Raw genomic sequence first — 12,497 nt, 5'->3', positions numbered from 1 at the left:
GCCGGCTACCCGAAGAGCCCGCGGGCCCAGGCGTAGAGCCCCAGCACCTGGGCGAGCACCGGCAGCACGGCCAGGCCGGTCGCGACGTCCAGCCCGCCGGCCGTGTACTCCCAGAACGGCAGCATGCGCCGCGGCCACGGCCGCAGGGCGGCCATCACGAGCGGCACCAGGAGGGCGACGAGCCCGCCGAGCAGGACGTACCGGCCGGTCGGGGCGAGCTTGTCGGAGAACATCAGGGCCACCATGAGGTAGCCGACGGTACCGGCCGCCACCAGGGCGACCCGCTGCCAGAACCCGAAGAAGGTACGCGAGCGCAACAGGATTGCACTCGATGTCACGAGCACGAGTGTCCATCCGGACCAGCCCGGCACCCGCATGGTGTGGTGCATCAGCACCGGCAGGACCAGGGCGGACGCGGTCATGCAGGCGGTCAGGTAGGTGTCCGCCTCGTCGGCGCGCGACTTGACCAGGTCGGAGTCCTCCGGCTCGATGTCGTACGACATGTCGGCGCCGGTCTTCGGCAACTGCGGTCCGCGCAGCCGGGCCAGCTTCACCGCCGCCCTGGGCGCGATCACGATCAGCACCAGGATCACCGACACGGCCACGGCGGAGACCTTCGGCGCGCTGAGCGCGAAGCCGTCGCCGGCCAGCAGCACGAGCACCACCATCGCGGCGGTCAGCGCGACGATCAGCAGCGGGGCGAACGGCATGACCGGCGTGACCGTACGCTGCGCGACAACCAGGAGCGCGGTGACCGTGACGATCGCGACGGCCGCGGCCAGCGCGGCGTCGGCGTTCCAGGCGACGCCGTCGGCGTCGCCGTCGACGGCGCTGGACGCGGCGACCGCCGCGAAGAACGCCGCGCCGCCGCCGAACAGCAGCGGGAACGCGCCGTCGCTCTGCTGGCGGGCGCTGACCAACGCGGCGGTGAACAGACCCGCCGCGAGCACCGCGCCGCCGATGACCTGGGGCAGCACCGGCCCCCGGTCCACGAGTACGGCGGCGATCAGGCCCATCGCCACCAGGGAGAGGACGAGGAACAGCACGCGGCGGTACTCCGGCTGCCACCGGTCGGCCCGCCGGTTGACCACCGTGGCGACGCCCTCGGCCAGGTCGTCGAAGTCGAGTTCGGGCAGCGGGTCCTGCGCCGGGCGCAGGTGCAGTTCCTCGCCCTCCAGCCAGTCCAGGCTCTCCGGCGTGCCGGACAGCTCGAACGGCGCCTGGCCGAGGCGTTGCAGCACCCACGACTCGTCGGGCACCTCGCCGTCGGGCACCCGGGCCAGGTCGGTGGTGTGCCGCACCAGCAGCGGCATCAGGTTCGCCACCGGCATCCGCGCCGGCACGGCCAGGTCGGCCCGGCGGGCCGGCCCGATCACCGTGATCCGGCACAGTTGGTCGTTCAGCGCTGCGGTCACCAGCGAGCCTCTCTCATCGGGCCGTGTCCGACACGAAACCGGTCTGCATCAGGCGTACGCCGCGCCGGGTGACGAGCTGGGCGCGCCCGGGCGGCAGTTGGCGGGGCTTCGCCTCGCCGAGGAACTTGCCCTCCTCCTTGGGGTAGGAGAAGAGCGTCGCGGGCGTGCCCAGCTCCCACATCCGCCGGATCACCGGGTCCATCATGGCCCGCATCGCGCCGGAGGTGCTCCGCGCGACGATCACGTGCAGGCCGATGTAGGCGCCCTGGGCCAGCAACGGCAGGAGCGGGTCGAGCGTCGAGCCCATCCCGGTGCTCTTGGTCATCAGGTCGTAGTCGTCGACGATGACGAACAGCTCCGGCCCTTCCCACCAGTCGCGCTTGCGCATCCGCTCGGACGAGACGTCCGCCCCGGGCATCCGCCGGTTCATCGAGACCGACGCCTGGCCGGCCAGCTCGTGGATCTTGTCGCCGGTGAACGCGAAGCCCACCTGGTACGCGGCGCCGATCGCCGTGTCCAGGTCGCGGCGCGAGTCGCCGAGCACGACCTTCGCCCGCTCCGGTGGGTAGTTCTGCTGGATGGACCGCAGGACGAGCCGGAGCAGGTTGGTCTTGCCGGTCTCGCTGTCGCCGAAGACCAGCATGTGCGGGGTGGCCATGAAGTCGTGCCAGACCGGGGCGAGACGCTGCTCGTCCTGGCCGATGACGAACTTGAAGTCGGACTCGGGCGGCGGCAGCGTCTCGACCATCAGGTGCGCCGGGAGCATCCGTACCGGCGGGGCGGCCGGCCCGGGCCAGAACGTGCCGATCTCCTCGACCACCGACTTGGTCGCCTCGGCCAGGTCGCCCACCTCGGAGCTGCCGTCCATCCGGGGCAGCGCGGCCAGGAAGTGCAGCGCGCCCTCGGTGAGACCGCGGCCGACCTGGTTGGGCACGGTGGCCGCCTTGCGGGAGCCGTGCTCGGACTCCATCGCGTCGCCGAGCCGCAGCTCCAGCTTCGTGCCGAGCAGGTCCCGCATCCAGGTACGCAGCTCCGACCAGCGGGTCGCGGTGACGATGACGTGCACGCCGAAGGACAGGCCACGCGAGGCGAGTTCCTGGAACTTCTGCTCCAGCTCCTGGAAGTCCTGCTTCATCGTGTACCAGCCGTCGATGACCAGGAAGACGTGCCCGAAGCCGTCCTCGATCACCCCCTCGGCGACCTTGGCCAGGTAGCTGGACATGGAGTCGAGGCCGTGCCGCGCGAACTCCGCCTCGCGCTTCTCCATGACCTGGAGGACCTCCTCGACCGTCCGGACGACGCGGTCGCGTTCCATCCGGGTCGCGATCGAGCCGACGTGCGGCAGGCCGGCGATCGAGGCGAGGCCGCCACCGCCGAAGTCGAGGCCGTAGAACTGGACCTCCCGCGGCGTGTTCGCCAGCGACAGCGCCAGGATCAGGCTGCGCAGCAGTGTCGACTTGCCGCTCTGCGGGGCGCCGGCGATGCCGACGTGGCCGTCCGCGCCGTTCAGGTCGACCACCAGCAGCTCGCGCAGCTGCTCCGCGGGCCGGTCCACGACGCCCACCGGAACCCGCAGCCCACCCTGGACGGTCGGGTCGTCGATGGTCATGCCGCGTACCGGGTCGGGCAGGACGCTCGGCATGAGCGAGTCCAGGCTGGGCGCGCTGGACAGCGGTGGCAGCCAGACCTGGCGGGCCGGCGGGCCCGAGCCGGCGAGCCGGTCCAGCAGCACCTCGACCAGGCTCGGCCCGTTCGCGTCGGCGGCGGGCTCCTCCACCTGCTCGGCCGGGCGCTCCGGTCCGGGGTCGTGGCGTACCGCGACCTGCCGGGTGGTGAACGGCACCACGTCCGCGGTCGGCTCGTCCCCGGCGTCCACCACGCCGCCGCGGCGTCCGGTTCCGGTGTACGCCCCGGAGACGTACGCCGCCTTGAAGCGCACCAGGTTCGTGGTGTCCACCTTGAGGTAGCCGTTGCCGGGCTCGGGCGGCAGCTCGTACGCCGCGCCCACGCCGATCACCGACCGCGACTCCATCGAGGAGAACGTGCGCAACGCCAGCCGGTACGACAGGTGCCCCTCGACCCGGTTGATCCGGCCCTCGTCCAGGCGCTGGGAGGCGAGCAGCAGGTGCACGCCGAGCGACCGGCCGAGCCGGCCGATGGACACGAACAGGTCCATGAACTCGCTCTTGCTGGACAGCAGCTCGCTGAACTCGTCCACGATGATCAGCAGCACCGGGAAGGGCACGAGCTGGGCGCCGTTGCCGCGTGCCTTCTCGTAGTCGAACAACGAGGCGTAGCCGCTGGCGCGCAGCATCTCCTGCCGCCGGGTCATCTCGCCGTTGAGCGCGTCCTGCATGCGGTCGACCAGCGGCAGCTCGTCGGCCAGGTTGGTGATCACCGCCGAGGTGTGCGGCAGCTTGTCCATGCCGAGGAAGGTGGCGCCGCCCTTGAAGTCGACGAGCACCAGGTTGAGGATCTCCGAGCTGTGCGTCGCGGCCAGGCCGCAGACGAGGGTACGCAGCAGCTCCGACTTGCCCGAGCCGGTGGCGCCGATGAGCAGGCCGTGCGGTCCCATGCCGCCCTGCGCGGACTCCTTCAGGTCCAGCTCGATGACCTCGCCCTCCTCGGTGACGCCGATCGGCACCATGAGGCGGTTGCGCTGCGGGGTCCGCGTGCGCCACAGCGTCTGCACGTCGAAGGTCATGGCGTCGCGGATGCCGAGCAGCGTGGTCAGCTCGAAGCTGGTGTCCAGCGGCTCGTCGGAGACCTCCAACGTGCCGCTGGTCCGCTTCGGCGCGATGATCCGGGCCAGCGCCTCGCACTGGGTCTGGTCCAGCCCGTCACGCGTGGCCGAGCCGGTCGTCGCGCCGGCCGGGAACTCCACCACGTCGTCGGTGACGGTGAGCCGCAGCACCTTGGGGCCGCCGGGCATCGCGCCGGTCAGGTCGAGCAGCACCACGTTGCGGATGCCCGCGCCGAGCAGGCGGGAGCTGTCCGGCAGGTCCACCAGGTGCGCGACGATCACCAGGAACGGCTCGCTCGTGGTCGGCTTGACGGCCCGGTCGTGGTCGCCCCGGTCGGTGATCTCGGGGCCGAGCATGTCCATCAGCGCGTCGTGACTGCCGGCGAACATCCGGACCGGGCCGGCCGCGTCGTACGCGGTGGGGTGCGCGTTGTGCGGCAGCCACTTGACCCACTCCCACGGCCCCCGGTGGACCTCGGCGGCGAGCACGGCGATCCGCAGCTCGTCCGGGGCGTGGAAGGTGGCGAGCTGCGCCACCATGGCGCGGGCCAGGTCGATCGCCGGGTCGATCGCGCCCTCGAACTCGACGCTCGTGAAGCTCGGCAGGCCGACGGAGGTGGGGATGCCGGACACCGTCCGGTACGCCTCGGAGAACCGCCGCAGCGAGATCGACGACAGCGGTTCGAGATCCTCGATCGGTTTGGTGGACGGCGGGTTGAACTTCAGCATCGCGGTCTGCCGGCCGAGACCGATCCGGACCCGGCCGAAGTCGTCGTGACTGGGCCGGCGCTCCCACAGCCGGCTGCCCATCGCGATCGACCACAGCCAGCCCGGCTGCGGGTTGTTCCACAGCACGTGGCGGCGCTGCTGGTCGGCCGCCTCGCGCGCCTGCTTGCGCAGCTGCCCGATGTAGCGGAGGAAGTCGCGCCGCTCGCCGCGCATCTTGCGCTTGCGCTCGGCGGCCGCGCGGCCGATCTGCATGACGCCCATGAGCAGCATGCCGCCGGCCATCGCGCCGCCCATCACGTACATGATCGGGGTGCGGTTGTAGAGGCCGAACATGGCGAGCATCGCGCCCATGCCGAGGCCCATCGGCACGACCATCGCGAACGAGCGGAAGTCGAGCGGGGCCTCCTCCGCCATCAGCGGCGGCTCCTGAAGCTCGATCGAGCCTTCCGGCGCCTCCGGGCCCGGCGCGCGGGGCGGGCGCTTGACGGTGACCGTACTCATCCGATCGTCCCCGCGTCGGCGCCGTCGCCGCCCCAGACGGTGCGCTCCTGGCGCAGCAGCTTCACCGCGTAGCGGTCGTTGCGGTAACGCTCGGCCACCTTGACGTCGTCGTCCTCCTCGGCCTGGCGCTTCTTCTCCTTCTTCGCCCGCTCCTCCTCGTCCCGGCGGCGTCGCTCCTGCTCGGCCCAGAACGCCTCGGCGCGGGCGGCCGCCGCCTTCTCCTCCTCGGCGAGCGACGTCGTGAACTCCGCGTCGCTGACGCCAGGCTCGCCGCACGCGCGCATCTTCTCCAGGTCGGCGCCGAAGAAGTCGAACGTGCCGTCCGCCGGCCGGGGCGCCTTCGCGGGCGCCACCCGCCGCCACACGGCGCGCGGGGGCTGCGGTGTCTCCGACATGGTCACCCTTCCCTGCCCTCGTCCGCTGCCGGACCGGTCAGCCAGTCGGCGTCGCTGAGGTCGTCCCAGCCCGTCGTGTCGTCGGGGTCGTCGTCCGGGCGGACCAGTGGCACGTGGTCGTCGGCCGCCGGCCGGGCGCGGTCACCGCCCCAGACGGCGTCGTCCTCGCGCAGCCCGGCGGCGGGCTCCGGGTCGGCGCCGGGCTCGCGGTCGTCGTCGCGATCGGAGCGACGCCGGACGGTACCGGCCCGGGCGGGGTCGTCGGGGTCCGTGCCGGACGCCGCGCGGCCGGACGCCTGCGGGCCGGGACCGGCGAGTCCGGCCACGGCGGCGGCGCCGGCCAGACCGAGCGCGCCGGGGACCGCGACCGCCACCTCGCCCTCGGCCACGACGGCGGCCACGCCGGCCTTCCGGTGCGTCCCCTCCGGAGCGCCGCCTCCCGGCGAGGCCGTCTGGTGCGACTGCGCGGTTGGGTTCCCCTGCGCGGGCGGGTTCGGCTGCGCCGGCGGATTCGACTGTGCGGCCTGGTTCGGCGCGGTTGCCTGGGCGGGTGGGTTCGGCACCGGGCCGGATTGGGCGGGCAGGCCCGGCTGGCCCACGATCACCGGAGCCGCCACGACACCGCCGACCGCCGGCTCCGCGAGGGCTGGAGGCGGCGCGACGGCCGGAGGCGGCGCAACAGCCGTGGGCGGCGCGACGGCCGCGGGCGGCTCGGCCCGCGGCGGCGGTTCCACCGCCGGGGACAGGTCGACCACGGTCGGCACCTCCACCGCCGTCGGCGGTGCGATCACCTCGGGTACGGGCACACCCGGCGACGTACCGCCGATGGTGGACACGGGCGCTGCCGGAACCTCCGGCGCGGCCGGTTCCTCGGCGGCGGCCTCCGGCGCGCCCGGACCCGGGCCGGCGGGCGGACCGTCCGGACCCGGTTGCGAGCCCGGCACGCCGGTGACCGGCGCGGAACCGTCGGGGCCCGTGCCGCCGCCCGCCGTGGCGTCGCCCGGCCCCGGCTGCGGGCCGGGCACACCGGCGACCGGTGCGGAGCCGTCGAGTCCCGCGCCACCGGCCGCCGTGCCGCCGCCCGTCTCCGGCGCGCCGTCCCCCGGTCCGGCCGGGGTCCAGTCGGCCTCGTCCGGCCGGATCAGGCCGGACGCGTCGGGCGCGGTCCGGGGTGTGGTCCCGGCCGGCGCGTTGCCGCCCGGCGGGCCGGCGATCGGTGGCACCACACCGGCCGTCGGCGGCGTCGCACCGGTGCTCGGCGGCACGACCGGCGCGGAGTGGGCCGGCTCCCCCAGCCCGACACCGCCCGCGTCCGCTCCGGTCGGCGCCTGCGGTGTGCCGGTGTCGGGGGTCGACGGGCGCCAGTCGTCGAGGTCGGCCTGGATCAGCCCGGAGGCGTCGGGCGCGTCCGGCACACCGCCGCCGGGCGTGCCCGCACCGGCGCCCGGCGCACCCGGCGCTCCGGGCATCATCGGCATGGCGGGGCCGGCCGGCGCCGCCACCGGCGAGTCGACGCCGACGCCCGGAGCCACGGGCGGGGCGGCCGGGATCTGCGGGCCGTCGACGCCGAGCCCGTCACCACCGGCCGGCGCACCGCCCGACCCGTCCGGTACGCCCGCGTCCACGCCCACCGGTCCCCAGGTCTCAGGATCGCCGCTGACGAGTCCCCGGGCGTCGGGCGACTCGGTCCCACCGGGATTGTTCGCGCCGCCCGCGGGCCCCGGCATGCCGGGCATGGGCGGCATGCCCGCACCGAGCCCCGCACCGCCGGACGAGGCGCCGGCCGGCGCGCCGGGGACCTGCACACCGTCGAACCCGGGTGACCGCCAGTCCGCCTCGTCGCCCTCCACCAGGCCCTTGGCGTCAGGCGCCTCGGGGACGCCGGATCCACCACCGGCACCGGCGCCGGGAGCGCCCGCGCCGGGCATGCCCGGCATCATCGGTGACTGGAAGCCACCGCCACCGGGCACGGCGCCACCGGGGGCGGCCGGGATGTCCACACCGCCGACGGCGCCGGGGGCGAAGTCGTCGCTGTTGCCGAGCAGCCCGTTCGCGTCCGGCTTCTCCGGCAGGCTCGGGCTACCGCCCGCGCCGGGGCCGGCGCCGCCGGGCGAGCCGAAGCCGGGGACGCCCGGCGCGGTGAACCCGCCGCCCGGTCTGCCGATGCCTGCGCCTGTGCCCGCCCCGGGCTTCAGGCCGCCCACCTCACCCGGTCCGGAGAACGACGGCGGCTTGACCGAACCGGCGCCGCCCGCGCCGCCGCCGAGGTTGGCCGAGCCCGGCGGCTTGATGCCCGGCGGAACCACACCGGGGACGAACCCACCCGGCACGCCGCCACCGCCCGGTAGGCCGCCACCTCCCGGTTGGCCCCCACCGCCGGGGAAGCCCACGCCCCCCGGCCCGTTGATGCCCGGCGCGTCGAAGCCGGGCAGCCCGCTGCCGCCGCCGGGTGTGGGACCGCCGATCGCACCGGGTCCCGAGAACGACGGCGGGGTGATGGTCCCCGGACCCTGGCCGAGGCCCGGGCCGCCGATACCGGACAGGTTCGGCGGGGTGATCGTGGGCACCGTGATGTTCGGCGGCGCGTTGACGGGTGGAGTGGTGACGCCACCGACGGCGGGCGTGGTGAACACCGGCGGGGGGACCGTCGGCGGGGTCGTGAGGTTCGGCGTCGTGAGGTTCGGCGTCGTGAAGTTCGGCATCGTCGGCGTGGTGACGCTGGGCGTGGGCATGGTGACCCCGGACGTCCCCGCCTTGTCGGTGGTCATCTTGTACTGCTCGGCGACCGTGTGGACGACCTCGGACATCTGCTGGGCCATCGGCTTCTCGTACTCGGTGCCGCTGATCGGCACCGGGCCGCTGCCGCTGCCGACGCCGTTGTTCGAGGCGATCGACGCCCAGGCGCGGTCCAGGTAGCTGATCGTCTGCTGGGCCCAGGACAGGTGGTTGGCGGCGTCGTAGAGCTGCGACGGCAGCGAGTTGCGGTTGGTCGAGGAATTGATGCTGTTGGCCGCCGTGGTGGAGTCCGGGATTGCGCCGCCGGCCAGGTGCTCTGCCTGCTTGCCGAGCAGGTCGGCGTAGTAGTTCATCTTGTCGCGGAACCCGTTGGCCGCCGGCCCCTTCCACGCCTTGTCGTCGCCGACCATCGAGGTGACAGCGGTACGGATGGTCTGTTCGAGCCAGATCAGCAGGTCCTGGGTCGCCTGGAAGGCCTGCGCGGTCTCGACGACGGACCGGACGCTCACCAGCGTTTCGGCGTGGTCCCGCCCGCTCTCGGTGGTCAGCGCGGCGCCGCCGTTCACCGCGGCCTCCAGCTTCCGCCAGCCCCGGGTCTCCTTCGCCCAGGTCTGGTAGTCGTACAGGTCGCTGACGGGGACCACCTTCGGTGGGAAGGTGGCCGCCTCCTCCGCGGGGTCGTTCCACCCGTCGAGCTTGCTGTCACCGAGACCGTTGCCCATGCCCTGTCCCTCTTCGCGAGCGGCGAGACCTGTTCGCCCGCGTCAGTTTCCGTCGGTCTTGACGATCTTCTGGCCGTAGGTCTTCAGGTTCTCCAGGCCCGTGAAGGAGTCGCCCATGATCTCGCTGAGCTTGTCGGTGGTGAGGGCGTTGAGCTCTTCGAGGTTCTCGTACTCCGCGGCCATCTTCAGCAGGGCGGCCTGCACCGCGAGCAGGGCGGTGTCCATGTTGACGAGCATGTCCTTCATGTCGCCCTTGACGCCGCCGTCCTGGGCCGTCGCCCCGACGATCGCCTGCCGCAGCACCTCGGCCCGGGCGAAGGCGCCGGGACGCGGGTCGATCGCGCCCACCTGGTCGGCCGTGGTGAGCAGGATCTTCCCGGCCCCGGTGATGCTGCCCAGCACGTGCTCGGCGAACCACTTCAGCGCGGCGGTGTTGACCGCCACGCCGCTGGTCGAGGCGGTGTCACCCTTGAACGTCGGGTTGACTGCCGGCGGTTTGAAGCCCGAGTCGGTCGAGATCTCCTCGTCGATCCAGTCGGACTGGTCGGTGAACGCGGGCGGCTTCACGTTCGACGGGTCGGTGATGTTGTCCTTGTAGGTCTTGACGAGGTTCTTCCAGCCGTCGGTGTCGAGGATGTTCTTGTCGTACCAGTCGCGGGCCTCGATCCACTCCGGATGCTCCGCGCGGACCTCGTCCTTCCACTTCTCGAAGTTCACCCCGGTGCGGCTGTTCTGGTGCTTGTTGTAGAAGGCCATCCATGAGTCGTACGCCGCCTGCACGGTGCCGTCCGGCTTCTTGAGGAAGTCGTCACCCATGCCGTAGGCGTCCATCGCGCTGATGGCTTTGTCGTTGGGATATCCCCAGTCAATGGTGGCCAAGGAACTCACTCCACTCGAATGTCGACGGCGGAACGAAGGCGCAGACCCCAGCGGCCCGGGTCGTCGAGCTCACCGGGCCGGGGACGGACAACGTGGTAGGCCGCCACGCCGCGTCCACGGCGGCCGTCGAGCGGATCAGCCGCCTCGGACGTCGTTCCAGATCATGGCGTGACGCTGCTCGGTGGTGCCGTAGTTGTCGGAGATCTGCAGCAGAGTCTGGCGGGCCTGCTCCAGGTAGCCGACCATCGAGTCGGCCGCCTGGTTCCAGGCCAGCTTCGAGACCTTGTACTGCTCCTGGGCGGCACCGGTCCACTGGGCGAGGCTCGCCTCGACGGTGCGCTCCATCTCCTCCAGCGACGACTGGATCTGGCCGTTGATGCGGTTCATGTCGGTCAGCACGGCGTCTGCCTGCACGAAGTCGAAGGTGTAGTTGGACATGTCAGTCCTCTCGGGAGATCGGGGGTCGGGGTGCGGCTCAGATGCCCGGCAGGGCCGCGCCGAAGGAGTTGGCCACGCTCGACGCCTCGTCCTCGGCCGTCTGGTAGCCCTTGGTGGTGACACCCATGACCTCGAGCATGTTGAGCAGCTCGTTGATCACCCGCTGGAAGGCGTTCTCCCAGTTGTCCATGGCCTGGTTGAAGCCCTGCGACGCCTGGCCGGTCCAGGAGGAGATCAGGATGGCCATCTGCCCGTTGACCGCGCGCAGCTGGCCGGTGAATTCGGTGGCCTTGTCGGAGAACTCCTGGGCAGCCCGCTGCATACCCTCTTCGGTGGTGCTGACGATCGGCATCGTCACGGCCGGACTCCTCATGTCAGGGAAAGGTGGCAGGGAAGAGTGTTGATCCGCGGCCGTGCCCCGCGGCAACCCGGTCGCGCCACCATGTCCGAACGTCACCCAACATTGCACGGCCGCGCCCCCGGAACGGGCGGCGCCGGCCGACAGCCCGGGAAGAGTGGTTGCACTTTCATGCACTGATCCCCGGCCGGAGTTCCGGCGCGACCGGGGCGGCGTCTTCACTGGACCGCGACGTCGAGGGAGTGGTCCGTCGTGAACTACAGCGAGCGCATCGAAGGTCTGTTCCAGGAGTACGAGCGGCAGCGCAACAGCCTCGCCGAGATGCAGGCCCGGATGAGCGCGCTCTCGGCCACCGCGACGTCACCGCGACGCGAGGTGAGCGTCACGGTCGGCCAGAACGGCGTGCTGACCGACATCCAGTTCCCCTCCGGCGCCCACAAGCGGCTCACCACCGCCGACCTGACCCGGCTCATCCTGGAGACCTACGCCGACGCCAAGGAACAGGTCATGAACCAGGCGGCCGAGGTGCTGGCGCCGGTGCTGCCGGACGGCCTCGACGCCCACAAGCTGGTCCGGGGCCAGGCCGGGGCCGACGCGTTCCTGCCCAAGGAACCCCGCATGGTGACGAGCGTGCGGGAACTCCTGACCCGGGGGCCCGAATGATCAGCAACAATCCCGGCGGGCGGCTGTGGGTCGACCCGGACGGCGTGGAAGGGCTCGGCAGGGCATACGAGTCGCACGTGCAGCTCTACGAGTCCTACCTCACCCAGTTGACCGCCCTGCGCGCCCGGTACGCCAACGCCTGGGGCGACGACGACATGGGCGAGCAGTTCTCGACCAAGTTCCTGGAGGGCCTGGACAACCTCGAAGCGATCATCGGCGGCGTCAAGGGCACCCTGCACTACACCGCCCAGGGCCTCACGGAGAGCGGCCGGGCGTACCGGGAGGCGGACGAGGCCGCCCTGGACGTCAGCCGGAAGATGGCCAAGGACTTCGACCGCCTGGACGGCCCCACGTACGCGACGCGGGCAGCGGTCACGGGCCGGGTGCTGGAGCCCACCGCGGAGGGTGAGCCGCGCCGGCGCCATCTGCTGTCCCGCAAGCTGGCGGTCAGCGAGCCGGCCGGTGAGCCGGTCACCGAGCAGGCCCGGCTCCTCCCGCAGCAGCAGGGCACGCCGCTGCGGTCGGTCCGGCCCGCCGAGCCGCTCATCCCGGCCACCGCCGCCCTGCCGGCCATCTCGTCCTACTTCGTGCAGCCGGAGTACGCGACCGCGCACGTCGGCGGCCGGCCGCTGCCCGAGGAGTACCGGCTGATAGCACTCAACCCGTTCGAGGACGGCAGCACCCGGGTGGACGCGAACCTCTACGACTCGATCACCCCGCTGACCGGTACACCCGTCACCACTCCGGACGGCACGACGATCGATCCCGGACAGGGCCGGTTCTTCGTCGTCAAGGAGAACCCGGCCGTGGACCCGACCGTGCCCGGCTACCAGCCGCTGTACCTGAGCTACGCGCCCGACGGCACGCCCACCCCGATCATCCCCGGCGCCTGAGCCACCCACCCGCGCCCCGGTAGGA

At 72.6% G+C, this 12,497-nt stretch carries 9 protein-coding genes; 2 read left to right on the top strand and 7 right to left on the bottom strand.

Going from position 1 to position 12,497, the window contains the following annotated elements; all coding sequences use genetic code 11:
• Positions 1–5: 5 nt before the first annotated feature.
• The 7 genes from eccD to GA0070562_RS06075 all read right to left on the bottom strand — a co-directional run bounded on the left by eccD (position 6) and on the right by GA0070562_RS06075 (position 10,916).
• Positions 6–1,415, bottom strand: coding sequence for a type VII secretion integral membrane protein EccD (eccD, locus tag GA0070562_RS06105; protein WP_091416628.1), 1,410 nt, complete (start codon positions 1,413–1,415; stop codon positions 6–8).
• 13 nt (positions 1,416–1,428) lie between these two features.
• A complete protein-coding gene (gene eccCa, locus GA0070562_RS06100; protein WP_091416624.1) occupies positions 1,429–5,388 on the bottom strand; it encodes a type VII secretion protein EccCa in 3,960 nt (1,319 codons plus the stop codon).
• Entirely contained in the window at positions 5,385–5,783 is a 399-nt protein-coding gene (locus GA0070562_RS06095) for a hypothetical protein (RefSeq protein ID WP_091416619.1), read from the bottom strand. The genes eccCa and GA0070562_RS06095 overlap by 4 nt, the downstream gene beginning before the upstream one ends.
• A gap of 2 nt (positions 5,784–5,785) precedes the next feature.
• Positions 5,786–9,241: a hypothetical protein gene (locus GA0070562_RS06090; RefSeq protein ID WP_091416615.1), complete on the bottom strand. Its 3,456-nt coding sequence runs from the start codon at positions 9,239–9,241 to the stop codon at positions 5,786–5,788.
• Between the two features lie 42 nt (positions 9,242–9,283).
• The gene (locus GA0070562_RS06085) at positions 9,284–10,129 is read right to left on the bottom strand and encodes a hypothetical protein (RefSeq protein ID WP_254663744.1); all 846 of its coding nucleotides are present in this window, start codon (positions 10,127–10,129) and stop codon (positions 9,284–9,286) included.
• A 126-nt stretch (positions 10,130–10,255) separates the two neighbouring features.
• Positions 10,256–10,558, bottom strand: a complete 303-nt coding sequence (locus GA0070562_RS06080; RefSeq protein ID WP_091416607.1) for a WXG100 family type VII secretion target — start codon at positions 10,556–10,558, stop codon at positions 10,256–10,258.
• Positions 10,559–10,595: 37 nt separating this feature from the next.
• Entirely contained in the window at positions 10,596–10,916 is a 321-nt protein-coding gene (locus tag GA0070562_RS06075; RefSeq protein ID WP_091416604.1) for a WXG100 family type VII secretion target, read from the bottom strand.
• Between the two features lie 252 nt (positions 10,917–11,168).
• Between GA0070562_RS06075 and GA0070562_RS06070 the strand changes: the two genes are divergently transcribed.
• Positions 11,169–11,579, top strand: a complete 411-nt coding sequence (locus GA0070562_RS06070) for a YbaB/EbfC family nucleoid-associated protein (RefSeq protein WP_091416601.1) — start codon at positions 11,169–11,171, stop codon at positions 11,577–11,579.
• Entirely contained in the window at positions 11,576–12,472 is an 897-nt protein-coding gene (locus GA0070562_RS06065) for a WXG100 family type VII secretion target (RefSeq protein WP_091416598.1), read from the top strand. Before GA0070562_RS06070 ends, GA0070562_RS06065 begins: the two co-directional genes overlap by 4 nt.
• The last annotated feature ends 25 nt before the right edge of the window (positions 12,473–12,497 follow it).

This window comes from Micromonospora tulbaghiae, from assembly GCF_900091605.1.
Lineage (GTDB): Bacteria > Actinomycetota > Actinomycetes > Mycobacteriales > Micromonosporaceae > Micromonospora > Micromonospora tulbaghiae.
This window is presented reverse-complemented; position numbering and strand designations above follow the sequence as displayed.